This window comes from Oceanirhabdus sp. W0125-5 (assembly GCF_027938815.1).
In the GTDB taxonomy this organism is placed as follows: Bacteria; Bacillota; Clostridia; order Clostridiales; family Clostridiaceae; genus Oceanirhabdus.
Map to the genome: position 1 here is coordinate 5,119,048 of NZ_CP115913.1, position 22,014 is coordinate 5,141,061.

Genomic DNA, 22,014 nt, shown 5'->3' on the forward strand with positions numbered 1-22,014 from the left:
CCTCCTAAAAATAAAGCTTACATCCAAGCTAGTCAAACGTGGCATGTTAGGGACGGTTCATGAATATTTATATCTCGCTTATCCTACTATGTTCATAATAAAATTTATGAACCGTCCCCAACTTAAAAACTTAAATATTTTACCCTCATTACCCTTAAAGTAACTTTTTATGATCTTTACTTAGCTTGTCTTCTTAGTTCCCACAAATCATCATCCATTATCAATTCATAATTCACTATTACTTCTTTTTCTCTACATAAACTATATACTTCATCCATATCTTGATGTTTTCCTATTATATAAATAGGTATGCTTAATTGGTTATCTTTATCTATTCTCAATTTTTTTATGTCAATTGCGCAACCTTCTTCACTTAATCTTATAATCTTATTAAGTATTTCATCTCCTATATAATCAATGTTAAAATTATATAGTCTTTTAATTTTAGAATTTATTACTCCATATATTATATCTTTATAATCTTCTTCATTTCTATAGTAAGTGTGGTTATACCAACCATCATCATGTGCCAAATATACAAACCTATTGCTCAACTTTTCGAATAAAGGTTTATTTATTGGCTTTCCTAATTTACCTAAATATAATAACTCTGCAACTTCAATTGGTTTAAGTTTATTAAGGTTCTCTTCATCTTCAAAATCTACCCAACAGAAATCTCCATAGCTATATACATTTTCTTCAATAAACTCATTTAAATCCGCTTTATCGCTATACTGACACCTTGTGTTAAAATCAAATCCACTTCCCCAATAATTCCCTTCTATCACTAATAAATAATTAGGTTTTTCCTTTAACGCTAAAATAAATTCTTTAAACTCTATTCCATAAGAAACAACTTCCTTATTACATATATTGTAATTTATATAAATCAAATCTCTTATGTCGCTCTTAACTTTTTTCTTAAATATTAATCTCTTTATTAATACTAAAGGTACCTTTGTAAAATCAAAGATTTTCTTATATTTCACTCTTTCTCTCCTTTTATCTAGTGCTTTAGTGTTTATTTATATATACGTAGCTTACTTAAATTACAAGTTTTATTCAGGGACGGTTCATTTAAAATAAAGTTTTGCTTGTACAGATTCCACTAAACTCAGTTCTTATGAACCGTCCCTAGCTTACTCCCATTCTTTAATTAAATAATTTAAAAATTCATTCCACTTTAAATTATCTTTAAACCTTAAGAATATTGGGTGATTAGCTAATCTTTGAACTTCACTCTTCCATCCAGTTTCTTTATTAATATTTATGATTTTTATTGTTTCATCAACATTATTTGCCCTAGCCCAGCAAAATGCACAAACCATCATCAACTCTGGTTCTGTCTTAATTGCATCTTCATAATAAAGAGCCCATTCCGTCCATTGTTCTTCATCCAAATCACTTTCATTTTCTATAGGTGGATATGGGGTAAATGAATAATAATCCTGTGCTCTTTGGAACCCTAACTTTTCTGCTATACATATTGAGCCAATGTTTGTATCTACACAATGCCAACCTATTTCTTCTATACCATTCGATAAACAATAATCTGCAGTAGCAGCTGCCGCTATAGCTCCAAATCCTCTTTTTCTATAATCTTCATCAGTATTAATTCCTATTTCAACTTTCTTATTATATAAACAGTCAGTAAGAGACCAACTTACTATTGTTTTATCATTTCTTACAATAAAACCTGCACCATTTTCAATGAAATTATCAAAACTTCCCCAATTATTTACCCATTCAATAACATCTTCTGAATTTTCTAAGTTACTTTTACTTATTTCATAGGGATCTACTTTCTCAAGATAGAACCCCTCTTCCAATCTATTTCGATAATCACTATATTTAAATTTATTTAAAATATAATGCCTTCTCTTATATTTTCTTATAAATTTATTTTTATGAAACTCTTCAATTTTTTCTTCCCATTTCTCTGAAGCAAAAGTAACTTGATCCCAAAAATCTAATATATTTTTTATTCCCTCATTAAAATCACTATTATCTGCATTACCTGCTAACAAGGTACATTCAGGAGTCTTAATTAATACAGATGATGGCATATCTTCATTGTCAACGTAAATTTCTCCAGGCATATTACCCTCAATCACAGAAAAAATTGATAATTCTATTGAATAATCCTTTACTAACTCCTTTACTCTATCAAAATTCTTCTCATTTAATTTATACATTTACCACGATTCCCCTATCATATTTAAAATTATTATTATTTCTTTTAAATTTGCACATCCTCACAAATATAAAGATTTAGACTTTTCAAGCCAATCCCCCTTAAAATTATATTTATACTTAAATTTTATAAAGAATTTTATTAAATATATAGGTATAGTTTACTTATAACTAAAGTATACTTACTTAAAAAAACAAGTCGGGGACGGTTCATAAAAACTTCGCAAATACTTGTCCAACTGACTTATTTACAAAAATTTATGAACCGTCCCCGTTTCGACTCTGATTTCTCTTACCTACACCATATCTAAAGTAGACATCCACCAATTAATTTTATATCTCTCAGCTAATTGCTTTAACCCATCTGTCAATTCAATATCATCATACCAAAATCCAAATATTCTTCTTATAAATGCATTTCTCATATTTTTATCTATTTGTTTATCCACGTGATTAAAGTTATCTTTAATCATTTCCCAAATACAGTCATAGTCCATTATCTTTATTGAACCACAATTATTAATTACCATATCTCCTGAAATGTGCTTTAATAACTTATTCATTAGAGTATCTCCACTAGGTGCCAGTATGATTACTTTCTCTAAATTTTCTTTTCTCATATGATTCATTAGCAGCATAACTGCACATTCTGCATCACCTTGAATTTCTGGAATAAAATCAGCATTATTCCCATACTGTACCATATACGCTTTCTTATCATCTTTCTCAACATACGACCAATTTAAATTTTTTCTAGATAAGTGTGTTCTCCACATCTCATCATCTCTCACAATTCCACTTTCAAACATTGAATATATTTTCTTTAATGATGAAATTTGCTCATCTGTTGGAATAACCGAATCACACTCATTTATATCTGTGAAGTATCTCTCAAGATCTCTCATATAAACTGTAAACTTATAATAACTTCCAGCATAATCCCATCCATAATTTCTATATCTGTATCTATCTCCAGATAACCACGATAACTGATATTTATCTTCTGTCATTATATTTATAGCATCCTTTAAGGCTGAAGACATACCACCCTTACCTCTATGCTCCTTAACTGCAAATACTGATCCTATTCCACCAAGATCAAATACAATATCTTTTCCTGCACATTTTGCTCTAAGCTGCTGTGGGAAAATCCCTAATCCACTTGTTATATCTCCACCTTCCTCATTTATGTAATTCCATTGAATCATCTCTTTAGCTTGTCCAATCCCCACATCACTCAAATCACTCAAATCACTTGAATTACTACCACCTACCACATGGGACATATTAACCAAATCATCATTAGCATAAATATGAGGCAGATTCTTCATAAACCATTTATCTTCCTTCATCTCGTAAGCCTTGTCCAATATTCTTAAAAACTCCTCATATCTTTCAATTGGTAGTTTTTTTAGTTTTATTTCTCTGCTTGTATTATCCATTTTCCCACTCCTTTTGCATATTACTTATATATTATTCTTCCTAATTATTAATGTATTATTATCTAAACCTATCTTCAAACATCATTATCCATTTAATTAAGTTTTCTTTATTTGTTTCGTAATAAACTCTACCACTAACTCTTTTCTTACTAATTAGCCCACAAGATATAAGTGATGAAGTATGATATGAAATTGATCCTACTGAAAGACTCATTGCTTGTGCAAGCTCTCCACCATACATTTCTTTTTCACTGATAAGTTTTAATAAATCATATCTGCTTGAATCTGAAATACACTTTAATATATTTAAAAATGTATTTTCTATATCTTCCTCCTGTATTAAAGTTTCATAAACATCTTTCTCCAGTTGTTGAATATTAAACTCACTCATAAATATGTCTATGAATTTATCTATGGAAGATTTTCTTATTTTGAAGTAAGTTCTATTATCTATTCTAGTATCATCTATCAATTTAATAAAATTCAAGATTGTTGAGTGATGAGTTACAGTAGCGTTAGTTAATTGAAGCTTTTCTGCAAGCTCTACTCCGTATCTTGGTTTTTCTTTTAAAAGAGTCATTATTTGAAGTCTGCTGCTTTCAGAGAGATTCTTAAGTACGGTTTGAACCCACTTTTTATCGCTCTCTAAACCAAATTTGTCGTTTAAAAACTCAAAGTTTTCTCCTATATAAAAATAAATTTCTTCTCCATTATTAATATGATTCCAGTCAATTGCATAACTGTCTATTATTCTTGGAGATACAAAGATATTATTATATTCTTCCTCACTAAAATCATCTAAAACACTTTTAATTATTTTAAACCCCTCATTATCAATTCTATTTTTGAGCTCTTTTCCCCACTGTCTTCCCTTTTCATCAAAAAATTGAAGTTTATTTTCTAATATTTTTCTAGTCTCTCTTAAAAATTCACTGCACTTTATGAAGAATCCTTTTACATCCCAACATACTTCCAATATACCCCACTTAAAATCAGTATTCAATTCTAGTTTAAGTAGTAATTCTATAACTTCTTCTATTTTAACTTCATTATCATTTATTTCAACATGCTCTTTATCCTTATAAAATCTCAACAGTTTATAATATATTTTATTTAAAATCTTATTTTCATCAATATTTTCTAAGTAATTCAAAAACTCATCAAGGTCTTTGCCAATAGACCATTGTCTCCAACTAAAAACATAATGAAATAAGGTTGTATCTCTTCCTTTGGTAGAGTAGTTTTTAAATAATTTATTTAACATTATTCTATCAATTTTCTTATTAACATCAATATGTTTTAAAAGCTTTTTTACATCTTTATCAATGGTAAGACCATACTGTGCATATAAATCATATGTATCTTGAAGATTTGCTCCCATAGATAAGCTCATAATTAAATTGTCAATTTCTATATTCTTATAATCTACAATAATTGCCATATGTTCACCTTCTAAAGAAATTATATAGATATCTCAGTTAATGAAATTATATATACTTTTTTCTACGGTGTATACTTGATTTTCGCCTGTCCTAACTCATTGAACCGCTGAGATTTTGGAACCCTTATCGTATAACTTTATCTAAGGTGTACATAAATCAAATTTCACGGTAGAATATCTATATTATAAACATTTTAACATAAAATAAGAGTGTAGTGGCATTTTACCAAATACACTCTTATAGAGATTCAGGTATAAATCAAGTTATACTTGAATCTCTATACCTATTAAGATGCCATCTCAATTTTATTTTCTAATCCTTCTTCAACATAATACAAACTATAGAAGTATCCTTTTTTATTAATTAAACTGTAAAAATCTCCACTTTCTACTACTTTCCCATCTTTCATAGCTATTATTTCATCATAATCCTTTAAGATATCTTCCATTAATTTATGTGTCACAACTATGGATGTTACATCTTTTAATCTTAAAAGAGATTTCTCAATACTATATGCTGTTTCATTATCTAACGCAGAAGTTGATTCATCAAGAAGCATTATTGATGAGTTTTTCATTAGAGCTCTTGCTATTGCTATTCTCTGCTTTTCTCCTCCAGATAACTTACATCCATTTTCTCCAACAGATTCATATATACCATTAGGTAAATTCTCCAATAATTTTGATAATCCTGATAAATTCATAGCTTTAATAATTTCTTCATCACTATAATCTTGATATAATGCTACGTTATCCTTAATAGTTCCATCAAAAATAAATACATTTTGTTGAATTACTGAAAGTTGCTTATAAATATCATCCAGCATTATTTCTTCATGACTCATTCCATCTATAGTTATATTTCCATGGAAATTATTATAATATCTTAATAGAAGCTTTAACACAGTTGATTTTCCACTTCCACTAGCTCCTACTAGAGCATATTTTTTACCCTTTTCAAATTTTATATTAATGTTCTCTAAAGCCAGTTTATTATCATCATAGCTGAAAGATACATTTTTAAACTCAATATTATTATTAAAAACATCTAATTTATATTTTGACTCATCTTTAACCGTTTCTTTTGTAATGGAATTTATCTTTTGAGATATATTTTTCATTGATTTGATTTTATTAACTATTTTTATGCTTTGAACTAATGGACTAGATAAATTATTCATTAATTGTATTAATGCTATTAATGTTCCTATTGTTATTTCTCCTTTAATAACAAAATATCCACCAAAAACTATAGGGGCTACAAACATTAATGTACCTAAAAGTTCAGCTATTGAATCCACTATACCACTAAAGATTGCGAATTTCTCCTTTTTAGTTTCTGAATTAACATTGCTTTTGTTATACATCTCTTTTGCTCTTGAGAAAATATTAAAATTCCTTATAACTTCAAATCCAGAGAGGATATCTTTCGTTTTACCTGTTAACTCCTCTAGCGATTCAGAATATTTAGACTTTTTCTCCGATAACCTTTTACCAAATAACTTAGGTATAAGTAAAGCTAAAATAGTTACTATAAATATGGCAATTGTTATAGGAATACTTATATATATTACTGAAATAAATGCAAATATAAATCCTGATGCATATTTAACTAAATTAAAAATACTTAATAGACAATCTTGTTCAATCATATTTACATCATTGGTTAATACTGAAATATATTTTGCACTGTTTTCCTCATTAAAACTCCTCATATCTTTGTTTAGAATATGAGAAAATACATCTCCTTTTAAATAACTTAAAGTTTTCTTTATATAAACAGCCTTTGAAATTTTAAGACAAAGTTCAAATACAAACCCAATGGCAATATAACCTCCAAAAATCACCATTCCTTTAAAAAACGTTTCCACACTAGCTGTTTCTACTATATCAAATATATATTTAAACATAAATGCTAGAGCCACACTAATAGCCGCATTAATTATTACCAAAGTATTGGTAAGTATAAACAATCCTTTGAACTTTAAAATATATTTTTTCATCCCATCATCCCCTTGATTTTCAATTATAATCTAATATTATTTTTAATCACTATCTAATACCAATATAATACAATTTTAAATAAGTGTCAACATTCTTTTTAATAAACATCTAAATACTTAACAAAAAAACTGCTCATAAGAGCAGTTGATTTAACAATATTGAAAATCTAAAAATTTTAATCAATCAATTACTATTGTAATACGGCCACAATTCTTACACTTATATACTTCCTTTACTTGCTTTCTTACCCCTTTCTTAGTTATGCAGCTTACCTCTATACCATTTTCTCCTTCATCATATTTAACTAACTCACCTCTTTTGCACTTGCAAACACTAGGGAACCTTTTATCTTTGTTAACTTCTCTAAGACAAAGATAAAGTAATAAAAAAAATACTAATGAACTCACAGTTACTAACAATAAATCACCAGTAGCAGCAATAATAAGAAATAAGATTATTACACCTGATAACAATTTGATAATTAATTCCATATTTAATCCTCTTTTGCATTTACAAATACTTGGTGATCTTTTATCCTTATTAACCTCTCTAAGACAAAGCTTAAGCAATAAAAAGAATACTGATAAACTCACAACTACCAACAAGTAATCATCAGTAGCACCAACAAAAAGAAATAAAATTATTACACCTGCTAACAACTTTATAATTAATTCCATATATAATCACCCTTTCAAAATGAAGCAATCTTTCTCAATATCTATTATAATATATTTAATGTAATTTTTTATATAAATTAAATATTTTACCATATAGTTAAAAAATAAAAAAACTTAAAAGAAATACTGTATCATCAAATATGAAATCAATTGCCCTTTTAAAGTAACTCATTAGAATATATTAAGAATATTATTAATTCATAAATTAATTACATAATAAATGAGGAGTTAGAATCTCCTAACTCCTCACTTATAAATCTAGGTGTGTGCTTTTATTACTATATTAACTATTTAAGTGTACTTAACTTTAATTTATACTAAGCATTAATGCTCTTTGCTACGTAGTTAACCATATCAACAACTCTTGCAGAATAACCCCACTCATTATCATACCATGCTGCTATTTTAACCATGTTATCCCCAATTACCATAGTTGATGGAGCATCAACTATTGATGATCTGTTATCACCTTTATAGTCAACTGATACAAGAGGTTTCTTCTCAATACCAAGTACTCCGTTTAACTTTGTATTGCAAGCCTTTTCAATTGCTTCATTTACTTCTTCTTTAGTGGCATTACATTTTAATTCACAAACAATATCTGTTATTGAAACAGTTGGAGTTGGTACTCTTAATGCAAAACCATTTAATTTTCCTTCCATTTGAGGTATAACTTTTGCAACTGCCTTAGCTGCTCCAGTTGTTGTAGGTATTATTGATTCTGCTGCTGCTCTTGCTCTTCTTAAATCTGAATGTGTCTTGTCCAAAATCTGTTGATCATTTGTGTATGAATGAACAGTAGTTATTAATCCTTTTTCTATACCAAATACTTCATCGATAACTTTAATAACTGGTGCTATACAATTAGTTGTACAAGATGCATTTGAAATTATTTCATGCTCTTCTGGATTATATTCATTCTCATTAACTCCCATCACCATAGTTATATCTTCTTCTTTACCTGGTGCTGTTAAAATAACTTTCTTTGCTCCACCTTTAATATGTCCTCTTAATTCCTCTTTTGTCTTAAATTTTCCTGTAGATTCAACGACTAAATCTACTCCAACCTCATTCCATGGTATTTCGCTTGGACTATTTTTGTGGAAAACCTTTATTTTTTTATCATTTATAATTAAGTTCTCATCATCAAAATCAACATTACCTTTAAATCTTCCGAAGCATGAATCAAATTCAAATAAATGAGCTAAAGTCTCATTTTGTGCTCTAGCATTAAGTGCTACTATTTCAACACTATCATCTAACCTTTCCTCAGCGATTTTTAAAAATGTTCTACCAATTCTACCAAAACCATTAATACCTATTTTAATAGTCATGATAATACCTCCTAATATATTATGTTTAATTGTTATAAATATTTGTGTTATACTTTTTAGTTTATTGTATAACATTTTTTATATATATTATGTTTCATTCGTTATTTGTGTCATATTATTTATAACTCTATTCTTCCATTTTGTCAACACATTTCATAAAAAGTTTATATTTATATGTTTTATTTATTAAAAACATAGTCGCCTTCACTAAAAGTGAAAGCGACTAAAATTAATTTTGTAAAATCTATATTTTGAAAAATCACCATATATTATTTTGTTTTATTCACTAACTTCTTTATATCCTCATTACTGATAAACTCAATTTTTAATAACTCATCATAAGGATTTCCACCTAAGTTCAAGTATTTTGCAAAAGCCGGCTCTGTTTTTAACCCTTCTTTTTTAAATTTAATAATTTGATTTTTAAGGTTCTTTCCACCTATGTTTAAAATTCTATCTTCAATAATCATATGTCTATACCCGTTTTGCTTTTCTACTGGCAATGCTTCTGCATATATTTCAATCTCAAATTCATCAACAAAAAAATTAGCAACTAAAACTTCTTTACACTCTTTAATAATTCTTTCAATAAAAAAATCACTATAATTACTAAATGAACCTCGTACTACTTCCTCGAATTTATTAAAATCATAAACTTCACATGCTATATCTAAATCACTTTTTTCAACATCAATTCCTATTGGAATTGTCCCAATCAGAACTGGGTAATAGTCTTTGAGAATTTTAAAAATCTTACTTTTAATTAAAACATCATAGGCAGATTTTTGTTTCTTTGATCCCTTATTTAAGTATTTTATATTTCTCCAATCAAATTCCATAATAATCCTCCTTGTTACCAAACATCTAATTTTCTATTAAAAATTCCAAGGACTTATCTATTAGTGCTTTCATATTCTGATATAAATTTGGCTTTTCATCTTTAGCATTTAAAAAAGAAAGTAGATTAGCTAAATCCATAAGTTTAGATAACTTTCTCCAATCATCAGTTAATGGATATTTAGCATTACTATTATATCCCTCAATAAAACTGTTTTGTACACCATACAACATGTATTCTTCAACACGTGTAAACTGACCAATATCGAAATAACATGGAGCAGATAAAGAAAATTCCCAATCAAGAATCCCCACTAATTTATTATCCTTTACAAGTAAATTTGCTGGTCTGAAATCCCCATGACATAATACAAATTTTTTAGTCATTCTTATTAAAAGATCATTATTGTTTTCAATAAACTTAATAAGCTTACTTTTAGTTGATTCCTCTAACCTGCTGCCAGCTATACCATTTAAAAAATGCTTATACCACAATAAAATTGGAGGAAGTTCATCTGTCAAATTAAGATTATTATCCAATAACCCTTCTTTATGATATTCTGTATGATGTAATAGTGCTAATTTTTCTCCTATTTCCCTAGCCAAGGATTCAGGAAATTTATTATTTCTTTCAATATACTCGTCTAGAGTAATTCCATCTAAGTATTCTATTATTGAGTAAGATTTATCAATAATCATTTTATCAGTATTTAAATAATACATTTCAGGAATCGGTACAACTTTTTTTAATTTCTGGCTTAAAGTATGTTCTTTTTCACAAATTGCGCTTTTCTGAGGATATACTCTTAACACTAACTCTAAATCTAAATCCTTTATTTTCACTTTATAATTAGATGTACTTTTGCCCCCAGCAAATCTTTCAATTTTTTCAACACAGTAATCGGCTTTATAAAGTTTAATTAGTTTATCTGCAATGTCTAAATTTATTTCAATTACTTTATTAACTCTTTCGGTTCTATCACTCATTTATAACTCTCCCCCCATTTTTATTTCCTCTTTTTTCATTATAAATTATTTTTTATTCTTCCTATAAATTTTCTCATTATAATAATCAATTTTATGATCAAGAAATTCAATTCCCTTTTTTATTTCATTCATTTTTTCTATTAAACTCTCTCTACATTGTTTTGTCACTTCCAGTCTTTGAGGAATACTTTCATTTTTACTGTAGAATAATTCAGCATAATGCATCATTTGCTCTAATGAAAGCCCCGCTCTCTTAACTGATGAAAGAAATTTAATCCACTTTTTATCATCTTCTGAAAAGTTTCTTATTCCATTTTTATCTCTTTCCACTCCACGAATCAAGTTCTGCTGCTCGTAATATCTAATAGTTGAAGTAGAAAGTCCAGTTTCTTTTGAAATTTCTCTTATTTTCACTTCAATCTCCCCCAATTGAAAACATGTTATATCTATCTTATCACTTAAAGTATACTTTAAGGCAATAGAATTTTTTATATCAAAAATAATCAATAAGGTGAATTTTCTAAAATAGAAAAATAAATAGTATAAACAATTCTGTGACTAATATAACTAATAGAAAATTTTTTAAAAAACTAAAAAAAACACTTGCCAACAGATAATTATTATTATATAATAATAATTGTAAGATAGATAAGCAAAACAAGGTACTACAAAAACAAATAATATTTAAAACTGAATTAAATAGAAATAAAAAATAAAAGGTCAAATATAATTATTTAGGAGGATGTTATTATGAAAAAGCACGTTTGTTTAGTATGTGGATATGTACATGAAGGAGATAATGCACCAGATAAATGCCCAGTATGTTCAGCTGGAGCTGAAAAGTTTCAATTATTAGATGAGAACAACATGAAATGGGTTGATGAGCATAAAATAGGAGTTGCTAAAGGTGTAGACGAAGAAGTAGTTAAAGGTTTAAGAGAAAACTTCATTGGTGAATGCACTGAAGTTGGTATGTATATAGCAATGAGTAGACAGGCAGATAGAGAAGGCTACCCAGAAGTTGCAGAAGCTTATAAGAGAATTGCATGGGAAGAAGCTGAACACGCTGCTAAATTTGCTGAATTACTCGGTGAAGTTGTAACTGATTCTACTAAGAAAAATCTTGCAATGAGAGTTGAAGCTGAATATGGTGCTAACAAAGGTAAAAAAGAGTTAGCTACTTTAGCTAAGAAACTTAACTTAGATGCAATTCACGACACTGTTCACGAAATGTGTAAAGATGAAGCAAGACATGGTGCTGCTTTTAAAGGATTGTTAGATAGACTCTTTAAATAATAAAAAAGGCCAATGGCCTTTTTTTAGTTGAAAGTGGACAGTGGATAATGGACAACGATGGATGGTTCTGCTTACGCAGAACCTATATTTTATTGTTCTTTAGAACAACGAAAGTTTACTCATTTTATCTGTGATAAAATATTGTATTTGAATTATTATTATATAAAATAAATCCCCAGCGAAGTCAATTCACTCGGGATTTATTTTAAAAAATTTATTCTTTTAATTTTTACTTCTAATTCTTAAAGTAGTATTCCTCAACTTTATCACTAACCTCATCAATTAATTTAAACTTAATCTCAAAAAGTTTATTATATGCCTCTTGGTTATCAGGCTTTAATACATAATTATTTTCAGCTAGGAATTTATCCATTTCTTCTACTGCTTCTTTTATTATTTTAAGATCACTTGACTTAAGTTCTTCATATGTATTTTTAACAACTTCTTTTACTTCACCAGTTTCATAGTCCACAGTACTGTTGAAATGATCTACAGTTAATAATGCTTGTACATACCATCTCATCATCTCTTTTGCATCTTCTATATTCTTGAAATCATTATTATTCTTAATAAATGACTCAAGAGTTACTACTCTATTTTTAATTTCATCAAATTCAATATTAAGATACTCTTCTACAAATGTTGGTTTATCTAATTCTTTTTTTCTTATTTCGTAGTATGGTTTTATTTTCTCTGATAGATATTTACCAAAGGTATCATTGATCATAGCATAATCCATAGCAAGATAGTAATCTCCTTCTGCCATTTCAAATGTATATCCTGAAGCAACAACATCCATAACTTCTTTTTTAATCTCTTCATCTTTGATTGCTTCTAACTGTAAATTATATTCTTCATCCTTTGTTTCATTAACTGCATTAAAATATTTTGGTGAATTGAATTTATCAATTAACTCCATATAATTAGCTTTTATTAATAATTCATATTCACCTACCATTTTATCAGCAATTTCTGCTGAAACATTTTCTATATTTTTAACTATGTATTCTTTAGTCTCTAGTACATTCTTTCCTTCAAGTACTTTTAAAAACTCATCGTATACTTTAGTACTAGCTTCATTTTTATCAGCTTGTCCATTCTTGTTCTCATTTTTCTTATTCTCTATTTTTGTATTCTCTGCATTCTTATTTTTATTCACCTCATTACTTTTTCCGCATCCAGTGATTACAGTTGCTAAACTTACTGCAACTAATGCTCCGCTTACCAGTCTTTTAATTTTCATAAATATCTCCTACCTTTTATTCATTAGTTTTGTAAATTTGATATTTTTCTTAATAATTATATACTAGTAAATTAATTAATTCCACCTAGGATTTGACTCAATTTTAAAATCTATGACTCTTTAGTATATTTATGAATTCTTTGTAAATAAAAATAGAGGCAAAATAATATATATAGCCTCTAAATACTTAGTATTTTTATATAATATTGCATCTCAAAATTTAAAATATAACAAATTTATTACTAAAACGAAATTTTAGTTAACTAAAGTACCTTAACAAATCCATGGAAACAACTTCATATAATTCATATATACCACAGCCCCTATTGCTGCCAAAGTAACAAGGTTATAAAATATTCTATTCAATAAAGTCATTAATCCTCTTTTCCAGATAAAAACTCCTAATACAAACATTATTGCTGAACAAATAATAATTAGACTCCCAATAAAATTAATAAATATAATAAAATTATTATTATTAAATACAAACATAAATCGAATCAAACATCCAACAAGAATTAATATAGTAAAACAAGTGATCCTAGAAATTCTTTTTGCCCATAACGCTATTCCTGTATACTTAACTCTATTTTTCCTAAATAAATTAATTACTGAAATTATGAAACCTAAAAGTGCAATTATTATAAAAAATGGTCCTATAAAACTTTCAATTATCCTTCCTTGAGTACTTATTTTTTCTCCTACAATATGAACTGACTCATTAAATATAATATATTGTCTTCCATCCATATCTTCTTTTAATATAAAGCATAAATCACTCTCTTTATTCTTAAATATATTTTGTCCTATTTGAGCATAATCCCCTGCTTGAAGAAAATCTCCTTTAATAAATAATTCTCCACTTTTATTTACTCTTAGTTTCATTTTAAAGAATAGAAACTTTATTTTATCGTAATAAGTTCGTACACTTCTTACTAATCTATAATCTCCTTCAAACTTTTTAAAATCACCTTTTAATTCAGCTAATACCTCTTTATTAATTTCACTTTCATTATTCACTATGAAATACTTATAAAATTCTTCTTCAAATCCCTCCCTAAGTCTCTCATCTTGCCTATTATAAGAGATAAAAAATCCTATATTTTTTTCTGGATATAAAGATAATAAACTTGCGAAATTATTTGTATCTCCTCCATGTTCTATGATACCAAAGTTTTTTCCATTTTGGTAAAAGCCATATGCATATCCTGGAATGAATTTATGATTAGTAAACTGTACTGTATGCATTGTCTCCGCTGTGCTTTCATCAAGTATTCTATTGTTTTTATATTTTCCATTCTGCAAATGGGCAATTAAAAATTTCCCCATATCATCTGCAGTAGAACAAATAGAACCTGCTGGATGAACAAGAATACTTCCTAGTTCCTGAGCCTTAAACTCTCCATTTTTATACTTATATCCATTAGAAGTCCTATTCAAAATTTCACTAGATAAGAAATACTTACTCTCATTCATACCAAGAGGACTAAATATGTTTTCTTCAACATATTTATCAAAGCTCATTCCACTTACCTGTTCAACAATATATCCAATTAAAGCATACCCATGATTACTATACTGAATAACTTCCCCAGCTTGTCTAACAACAGGTGGCATTCCATTTTTCAGTGTATCTTCTAATGGTTTTAACTCATTTACTAATTTATAAGAAAATCCATTTTTGAAACTTTCATCAAAACCAGCTGTATGTGTTAATAAATTTGCCATTGTAACAGGCTTATTGTATTTGCTTTCTATTTTAAAATCTTTTAAATACTCATTAATATCCTTGTTTAAATCAATTTTTCCCTGCTCCACTAGCTGCATTGCTGCTGTTGCTGTAAAAAGCTTGGTAACTGAACCTATTCTAAAAAGCGTCTTGTCTGGTTCTACAGGTATTTTATTATCTAAATCTGCATAACCATACCCCTTCTTTAACAAAATCTCACCATCTTTTACTGCTACTAAAGTTACTCCTGGAATATGATACTCTTTCATCGATTTTCTCATATAATCATCTACCATTTTTTGAAACTTTATATCTTCTTTATCTTCTTTATAATCCTTAGCCAAAACAGGCATACATATAAATGAAATCATAAATATAAAAATGATATACCAACGTATCCCTTTAAAATTAATCTTTTTAATCCCCATCGCTGTTCCTCCATAAATTCAAGTTTATAATTAAATATTAAAGGGATTATATTACCAAATATTAAAGAAAAACTTACAACTTTATAAAGATTATTAAGAAAAACCAAGTTCCTTATTATCCTAGAACTTGGTTATTATCTAAATATATTGGTAGAACAATTTCAAATACTGTTTCTTCACTATTACTACTTGCTTTAATTGTACCTCCATGGATTTCTGCAATTCGTTTTGCAATAGCAAGCCCCATACCTTTTCCTCCAGTATTTGAACTCCTTGATTTTTCACATCTATAAAATCTTTCAAATATATACGGTAAATCTTCTTGAGCTATTGCTTTTCCATAGTTAATTATCTTTATTATTACATTTTCACACTTTCTTGATATATTAATGTCTATTCTTTTACCTTCCTTGCCATAAAAAATACTGTTGCTTATGATATTCTGAAAAAGTCTAATAATTAAAGGAACATCTACATTTACAAATACTTTTTCCTTATTGCTTTGAATATTAAATGTCATACCTGAGTTTTCAAGCTGTGGAATAAAATCTATTAGTACTTGTTCTACAATTTGTTTTATGCTGACAACTTCCTTTTTCAGTTTAATACCTTCAAAATTAACATTAGAATATTCAAGTAAATCATCTATGAGTTTTTTTAATTCTTCACATTTTTTCTCTGAAATATCTACATAATCGGAATTAGGTTGACTATCACCACAATTCCCTTTGATCAATTTAATATATCCCATAAGAGATGTTAATGGTGTTCTTAAATCATGTGATACACTGCTTATCATTTCATTCTTTATCTTTTCAACTTCTCGTTCTTTCTCAATTAAATCCTTAAGATTTTTTGCCATGACATTTATATTTTCAGCTAAATTCCCTATCTCATCATTTGAATCAACAGGAATATTAATATTAAGATTTCCTTCTTTAATTTCATTCACATTCTTGTTTATAGCTTTTATTCTATTTATTATTTTTCTTGAAAATAGGTAGAAGAACAACAGCATTAATAATCCATAGACTACAAAAAAAATAATTGAGTATGTTCCATTCTCTTCTCCCAAATGAATATAATCAAGGCCCAGCCCCCATATCAATAAATTAACCAAACCTAATATACAAATAAAGGCCATAATGATACTAGCAGTAAAGATCATAAGGAATTTAATTCTTATTCCTTTAAATAAATTAATTTTCAATTTTATATCCCACTCCCCAAACATTTTTTATTATCTTTGGACTCTTAGGATTGTCCTCTATTTTTTCTCTTAACCTTGCTATATGTACCATTACAGTGTTATTTCCTTCAAAATATTTTTCCTTCCATACTCTCTGAAATATTTCTTCTAATGAAAAAACTCTATTTAAATTTCTTGCCATAAGTAATAATATTTCATACTCAGTCTTAGTTAATTTAATTGTTTTCCCATATAAGGTAACATTACGAGCTTTATCATAAATATTTAATCCATTAATTTTTATTACATCTTCCGCTTCTTCATTTTCTTTATTATTTAAATAAATATATCTTCTTAATTGTGCCTTCACTCTTGCAGTAAGCTCTAATGGATTAAATGGCTTTACCATATAATCATCCGCTCCTGTACTAAGTCCCATAATCTTGTCCATATCTGCTGATTTTGCACTCAATATTATTATTGGTATATTCTTTTTCTCTCTTATTCTTCTACAGACTTCAATTCCATGAATTTTTGGCATCATAATATCTAGAATTACTAACTGAACATTGTTAGAATCAAGTACGTCCAGAGCTTGTTGTCCATCATAAGCCTTAATTACGTTGTATCCATCATTTCTAAGATATACTTGAATCATATCTACAATATCTTTTTCATCATCAACTATAAGTATCGTTTCTTTATTCATGAAACCCCCTCTTAACTTCCTATAAATTCATATCAAACATAATTATACCAAACTTAATATTAGGTAGCAAAAAAGCATCTAAGAAACCCTTGGATGCTTTTTCGTATTCTATCTCTATGTTACCACACTTTCCACAACATCTATATTTCATTTACAGTACCTGCTTTAAAAACTCCCCAGTTACAGATTCCTTCACGTCTTTAACTTCCTCTGGAGTTCCTTGTGCAACAACATATCCACCATTCTTTCCCCCTTCAGGACCAAGGTCTATAATATGATCAGCTGTTTTAAGTACTTCAAGATTATGTTCTATTACAAGTAATGAATGCCCCTTCTCAACAAATAGATTTAAACACTTCAACAACTTTTGTATATCTGAAATATGAAGTCCTGTTGTAGGCTCATCTAAGATATACAGATTATTAGCACCACTCTTTATCTTACCAAGTTCAGCAGCAAGCTTGATTCTCTGCGCTTCTCCTCCTGATAATGTTGTTGATGGTTGACCTAATTTTAAGTAACCTAATCCTAATTGATTTAGAATATCTACTTTATGATGTATGCTCCTCTTATCTTTAAAGAATTCTGCTGCATCCTCTATGCTCATATCAAGTATCTCATATATATTTTTCCCTTTATACTTTACATCAAGAATCTCTTTTTTATATCTTTGACCCTTGCATATTGGACATATTATCTCAACATCAGGCATAAATTGAAGTTTTGTTACTATCCTTCCATCTCCCTTACAGTGCTCACACCTTCCACTATTTTTGCTGTTAAAACTAAAGTTAGAAATATTATATCCTTTCTCAATGGCTTCCTCTGTACTCACGAACAATCTTCTTATACTATCAAATAAGCCTATATATGTTGCTGGATTCGATCTGCTGCTCTTTCCTATAGGTGATTGGTCTATGTTTATAATGTTATTTATATGTTCATGTCCTGTTAAATCTTTGTGTTCTCCTGGAATAATCCTTGGATCTCCTAAGCTCCTAAGCTTCTTATATATAATCTCATTTACAAGTGTACTTTTACCTGAACCTGAAACCCCTGAAACACATACAAGTACTCCTAATGGAATGTTAATATTAAGATCTTTAAGATTGTTCTCTCTGGCTCCTAAGATTGTCAGATTATGACCATTATGTTTACGTCTTTTTTTAGGAACTTCTATTAACTCCTTTCCACATAGATATCTTCCAGTTAATGAACGTTTCGACTTCTTGATATGATTTATTGTTCCTGTTTCTACTATCTCTCCACCATGTATTCCTGGTCCAGGACCAATCTCAATTATATTATCTGCATTCTCTATGGTCTCCATATCATGTTCAACTACTATAACTGTATTTCCAAGATCTCTAAGATGGTTCAATATGTTTATTACCTTCTTACTATCTCTAGCATGAAGACCTATACTAGGCTCATCTAATATATAGATCATTCCCATTAACCCTGAACTTATCTGAGATGCTAATCTTATTCTTTGAGCTTCTCCCCCTGATATTGTATCCGCACGTCTACCAAGTGAAAGATAGTCTAGTCCGATTTCTATAAGCAATGACACTCTCTTCTTTATCTCATTAACTATAGGTTCTGCTATATATTTTTTATCCTCTGGAAATGTAAGCTTATCAATAAAATCATATAATTCCGTAAGCTGCATCCAGCATAGCTCATGAATATCCTTACCTCCAATGAGTATATCAAACCTTTGTCTCTTTAACTTCTTTCCACCACAATCTGGACATGTATACTCAACCATCTTCTTCTTAAACCATTCAAGAACCCACTCATTCACTTTATCTTTTCTAGTTGCTTCCCTATACCAATGTTCAGTTTTGTTAACAAAACCTCTAAATTGAACTGTTCTCCCAATAAGATAGTTTCTCTTATTGAAATTAGGTGGTGCCTTAATAATTATCTTTTCACCTTTAGTACCATAAAACAATATATCTTTCACCTCATCAGATAATTGATTAAACGGTGTATCCAGACTGAAATTATAGTGTTGAGAAAGATTATACATGAGTATATGATTCCCTGAGACTTCTCCTCTACAATTATATACGCTAGGATCAAAAGCGCCTTCGTTGATGCTCTTCTCATGTTTAGCTATCATTAACCTTGGGTCTGCTTTTTTTGTAGTTCCTATCCCTCCACATGTTCTACAGGAGCTAGTCATATTATTGAATGCAAAGTATTGAGATTCTATATTAGCCATTGTTATATGATGCTTAGAACATCCGAAGCTGCTATAAAATTTATCTTTAACCTCTTGTGAAATATCCTCTGATATGAACTCTGCTATAAGAACATGGTTTCCAATAACTTCAAGTGCAGTTTCTAAGGAGTTAGTTAAGCTCTTTTCAATATCATTCTTTATTACAAATCTATCAATAACTATTTTAATATCATGATCACAATATTCATCTATTTCAATTTCTTCACTTATATCAACCCTATTCCCATCAATAATGAGATTATTATACCCCTTCTGTCTTATCTCATTAAAAAGATATGAGTACTCTTCACCGTACAACTTATGGGCTGGTGTTAAAAATTCTATCTGTGTTCCTACTGGCAAGGATAATACTGCTTCAACTATTTGTCCTGATGTCTTAATATCATATTTGTCTCCACAATATGGACACTTAGCAGTTCCCACTGTTGAATATAATAATCTCATATAATCATAAATATCTGTCATTGTTCCAACTGTTGATCTTGGATTAACAAGCCCTCTTTTCTGTTCTATAGCTATAACTGGAGATAATCCGAATACAAAATCTACTTCAGGTTTTTTCAGTTGTGATATTCTACTTCTTGAAAAGGTAGGCAGAGAGTCAAGAAACCTTCTTTGCCCCTCTCCATAAACAATATCAAAAGCAAGTGATGACTTCCCAGATCCACTTACCCCTGTTATAACTGTAATCTTGTCCCTTGGAATATTAACATCTATGTTCTTAAGATTATTCTGTCTTGCACCCTTTATCTCTATATTCTTTTTTCCTAGCACAAAACCCCTCCTCTTTTCAAAATAACTATATAACATTATTAAAGGATTATCTCCATATCCACATCCACCTTGAAATAAGCTGGTTCATATACGATAGTATTACTCTTATTAGTTATTTGTGTTTCTGAAATGTCTTTCACAAGAACACCTTCTTCACAAAGCCATTCACATACTTCACATATTGTACTAGTTCTCATACTTTTATTAAAATCTTGTACAATTGTTGAAAGAGCTTTCATCTTATTAGCTTTATCAAAATAATCTATAATAGGCTTGCAAATGATTTCCTTATGTTGTCTTAGATATTCATAAATCATTTCAATAGCTTGAGATATATTTATACTGTTTTTTCTCTCATCCATTAACCCTTTATATAGCTTTTCAATAATTGGGTTATTATACTTTAATGCCTGTTGTATTACCTCTCTTGATGGAATGTTATTGTTCATAAGTACCTCAATGGCTGCTATATGTTTCAAGGTTTCAATTACCCACACATAAGAGTACCTCACATCACTCTTAATCTTTAACCACTTTTCTGCTTTATATAATGAATTTAAAACCCCTTCAAGTCTTTCCAGTAATGCATAGTATTTATCCCGCTCTCCTATATCATTTGAAACACTATTACTCTCAAAGAGTTCTCTTATAGATTCATCTGTACAATAGACTATTGTACCTAATGAAAAATAAGAATGTTTCCATGAACCCTGTAAGCTCTTTGCCATTATTTTTCTAAATTCACTTCTTGTCATTACCTCGCCATTTATATATATTTCATCTTCTATAAGGCACAGCCCCTGATTCAATTTACAATTATCATTAACTATGATAGCCATGTCAATATCAGATTTTTCCCATACCTGGTCATAAGAAAGACTTCCCATTACAAGGACAGCAAGAACATTAACGTCATTTTTTAATCTTTTACATAATGTCTCAACTGCCTCCATATATCTTTTCTGCAGATCACTATTCTTAAAACTAACTTTCCAAAAATCTGCTGGTATTGCATGTGCATTCATTTTTCTATAAGCATTAGGAGTAATATCAAATATTCTTTTAAATGCTCTCGAAAATGTCTCATGAGAATTAAATCCATAGTCCATTGCTATATCAATTATCTTTTTATCCGTTTCAATAATTTCCTTTGCTGCTACAGATAACTTTCTCTTTCTAATATAATCTGTAACAGGTATTCCTATAACCGATTGAAATACCCTATGATAATGATGCGTGGAGTAGTAACATAGTGCTGATAAATCCTCCAGTGAAATATCTTCTTTTATATGTTCCTCAATATAATCTAATGACTTCTGTAACTTCTTATAATAATCAGACATATTCCATCACCAACCTTTAACAATAGTATATCATGTAATAATTTACTCTTCTTGATTTTTTTTGATATGTTGTGAACCCTTGCTGTAAGTGGTTTTAGAAGTCATTTGATATAGAAATGACTTCAGATGATATTAAC

18 protein-coding genes are annotated in these 22,014 nt (G+C 28.8%); 1 reads left to right on the forward strand and 17 read right to left on the reverse strand.

The window, feature by feature from the left end; genetic code table 11:
- Positions 1 to 176: 176 nt before the first annotated feature.
- The 10 genes from OW730_RS23740 to OW730_RS23785 form a co-directional block, all read right to left on the reverse strand.
- Positions 177 to 989: a hypothetical protein gene (locus tag OW730_RS23740; protein WP_271226531.1), complete on the reverse strand. Its 813-nt coding sequence runs from the start codon at positions 987 to 989 to the stop codon at positions 177 to 179.
- A 150-nt stretch (positions 990 to 1,139) separates the two neighbouring features.
- Entirely contained in the window at positions 1,140 to 2,195 is a 1,056-nt protein-coding gene (locus tag OW730_RS23745; protein WP_271226532.1) for a GNAT family N-acetyltransferase, read from the reverse strand.
- Between the two features lie 294 nt (positions 2,196 to 2,489).
- Positions 2,490 to 3,635: a GNAT family N-acetyltransferase gene (locus OW730_RS23750; protein WP_271226533.1), complete on the reverse strand. Its 1,146-nt coding sequence runs from the start codon at positions 3,633 to 3,635 to the stop codon at positions 2,490 to 2,492.
- Between the two features lie 58 nt (positions 3,636 to 3,693).
- Positions 3,694 to 5,076, reverse strand: a complete 1,383-nt coding sequence (locus OW730_RS23755; RefSeq protein WP_271226534.1) for an ArsR/SmtB family transcription factor — start codon at positions 5,074 to 5,076, stop codon at positions 3,694 to 3,696.
- A gap of 287 nt (positions 5,077 to 5,363) precedes the next feature.
- The gene (locus OW730_RS23760; protein WP_271226535.1) at positions 5,364 to 7,079 is read right to left on the reverse strand and encodes an ABC transporter ATP-binding protein; all 1,716 of its coding nucleotides are present in this window, start codon (positions 7,077 to 7,079) and stop codon (positions 5,364 to 5,366) included.
- Between the two features lie 180 nt (positions 7,080 to 7,259).
- Entirely contained in the window at positions 7,260 to 7,757 is a 498-nt protein-coding gene (locus tag OW730_RS23765) for a hypothetical protein (protein ID WP_271226536.1), read from the reverse strand.
- 317 nt (positions 7,758 to 8,074) lie between these two features.
- Complete coding sequence (gene gap, locus OW730_RS23770; RefSeq protein ID WP_271226537.1) at positions 8,075 to 9,091, reverse strand: type I glyceraldehyde-3-phosphate dehydrogenase; 1,017 nt, start codon at positions 9,089 to 9,091, stop codon at positions 8,075 to 8,077.
- 269 nt (positions 9,092 to 9,360) lie between these two features.
- A complete protein-coding gene (locus tag OW730_RS23775) occupies positions 9,361 to 9,930 on the reverse strand; it encodes a DUF4269 domain-containing protein (RefSeq protein WP_271226538.1) in 570 nt (189 codons plus the stop codon).
- Positions 9,931 to 9,955: 25 nt separating this feature from the next.
- Positions 9,956 to 10,915 (reverse strand): phosphotransferase family protein, encoded by a 960-nt coding sequence (locus OW730_RS23780; RefSeq protein WP_271226539.1) that lies wholly within the window; start codon positions 10,913 to 10,915, stop codon positions 9,956 to 9,958.
- 45 nt (positions 10,916 to 10,960) lie between these two features.
- The gene (locus OW730_RS23785) at positions 10,961 to 11,329 is read right to left on the reverse strand and encodes a MerR family transcriptional regulator (protein WP_271226540.1); all 369 of its coding nucleotides are present in this window, start codon (positions 11,327 to 11,329) and stop codon (positions 10,961 to 10,963) included.
- Positions 11,330 to 11,665: 336 nt separating this feature from the next.
- On the opposite strand from OW730_RS23785, the gene OW730_RS23790 reads away from it, so the two are divergent.
- Positions 11,666 to 12,211, forward strand: a complete 546-nt coding sequence (locus tag OW730_RS23790) for an NADH peroxidase (protein WP_271226541.1) — start codon at positions 11,666 to 11,668, stop codon at positions 12,209 to 12,211.
- Positions 12,212 to 12,446: 235 nt separating this feature from the next.
- Here the strand turns inward: OW730_RS23790 and OW730_RS23795 are convergent, their stop codons facing one another.
- From OW730_RS23795 to OW730_RS23825, 7 genes are all read right to left on the reverse strand, one after another.
- A complete protein-coding gene (locus tag OW730_RS23795) occupies positions 12,447 to 13,454 on the reverse strand; it encodes a hypothetical protein (protein WP_271226542.1) in 1,008 nt (335 codons plus the stop codon).
- A gap of 273 nt (positions 13,455 to 13,727) precedes the next feature.
- Positions 13,728 to 15,611 carry a serine hydrolase domain-containing protein gene (locus tag OW730_RS23800; protein ID WP_271226543.1) on the reverse strand — a complete coding sequence of 628 codons (1,884 nt, stop codon included), beginning with the start codon at positions 15,609 to 15,611 and terminating at the stop codon, positions 13,728 to 13,730.
- 115 nt (positions 15,612 to 15,726) lie between these two features.
- Positions 15,727 to 16,821 (reverse strand): sensor histidine kinase, encoded by a 1,095-nt coding sequence (locus OW730_RS23805; protein ID WP_271226544.1) that lies wholly within the window; start codon positions 16,819 to 16,821, stop codon positions 15,727 to 15,729.
- Positions 16,811 to 17,509 carry a response regulator transcription factor gene (locus tag OW730_RS23810; RefSeq protein ID WP_271226545.1) on the reverse strand — a complete coding sequence of 233 codons (699 nt, stop codon included), beginning with the start codon at positions 17,507 to 17,509 and terminating at the stop codon, positions 16,811 to 16,813. The genes OW730_RS23805 and OW730_RS23810 overlap by 11 nt, the downstream gene beginning before the upstream one ends.
- A gap of 19 nt (positions 17,510 to 17,528) precedes the next feature.
- Positions 17,529 to 17,660 carry a hypothetical protein gene (locus tag OW730_RS23815; protein WP_271226546.1) on the reverse strand — a complete coding sequence of 44 codons (132 nt, stop codon included), beginning with the start codon at positions 17,658 to 17,660 and terminating at the stop codon, positions 17,529 to 17,531.
- Positions 17,661 to 20,534, reverse strand: a complete 2,874-nt coding sequence (gene uvrA, locus OW730_RS23820; protein WP_271226547.1) for an excinuclease ABC subunit UvrA — start codon at positions 20,532 to 20,534, stop codon at positions 17,661 to 17,663. It abuts the gene before it with no gap.
- A 38-nt stretch (positions 20,535 to 20,572) separates the two neighbouring features.
- On the reverse strand, positions 20,573 to 21,877 hold the full coding sequence (locus tag OW730_RS23825) for a helix-turn-helix domain-containing protein (protein ID WP_271226548.1): 1,305 nt from the start codon (positions 21,875 to 21,877) through the stop codon (positions 20,573 to 20,575).
- Between the last annotated feature and the right edge of the window lie 137 nt (positions 21,878 to 22,014).

Coding starts and splice junctions, on each gene's coding strand:
- OW730_RS23745 (WP_271226532.1), bottom strand. CDS start 2,195: ATGTATAAATTAAATGAGAAGAATTTTGATAGAGTAAAGGAGTTAGTA.
- OW730_RS23750 (WP_271226533.1), bottom strand. CDS start 3,635: ATGGATAATACAAGCAGAGAAATAAAACTAAAAAAACTACCAATTGAA.
- OW730_RS23755 (WP_271226534.1), bottom strand. CDS start 5,076: ATGGCAATTATTGTAGATTATAAGAATATAGAAATTGACAATTTAATT.
- OW730_RS23760 (WP_271226535.1), bottom strand. CDS start 7,079: ATGAAAAAATATATTTTAAAGTTCAAAGGATTGTTTATACTTACCAAT.
- OW730_RS23765 (WP_271226536.1), bottom strand. CDS start 7,757: ATGGAATTAATTATAAAGTTGTTAGCAGGTGTAATAATTTTATTTCTT.
- gap (WP_271226537.1), bottom strand. CDS start 9,091: ATGACTATTAAAATAGGTATTAATGGTTTTGGTAGAATTGGTAGAACA.
- OW730_RS23775 (WP_271226538.1), bottom strand. CDS start 9,930: ATGGAATTTGATTGGAGAAATATAAAATACTTAAATAAGGGATCAAAG.
- OW730_RS23780 (WP_271226539.1), bottom strand. CDS start 10,915: ATGAGTGATAGAACCGAAAGAGTTAATAAAGTAATTGAAATAAATTTA.
- OW730_RS23790 (WP_271226541.1), top strand. CDS start 11,666: ATGAAAAAGCACGTTTGTTTAGTATGTGGATATGTACATGAAGGAGAT.
- OW730_RS23795 (WP_271226542.1), bottom strand. CDS start 13,454: ATGAAAATTAAAAGACTGGTAAGCGGAGCATTAGTTGCAGTAAGTTTA.
- OW730_RS23800 (WP_271226543.1), bottom strand. CDS start 15,611: ATGGGGATTAAAAAGATTAATTTTAAAGGGATACGTTGGTATATCATT.
- OW730_RS23810 (WP_271226545.1), bottom strand. CDS start 17,509: ATGAATAAAGAAACGATACTTATAGTTGATGATGAAAAAGATATTGTA.
- OW730_RS23815 (WP_271226546.1), bottom strand. CDS start 17,660: ATGAAATATAGATGTTGTGGAAAGTGTGGTAACATAGAGATAGAATAC.
- OW730_RS23825 (WP_271226548.1), bottom strand. CDS start 21,877: ATGTCTGATTATTATAAGAAGTTACAGAAGTCATTAGATTATATTGAG.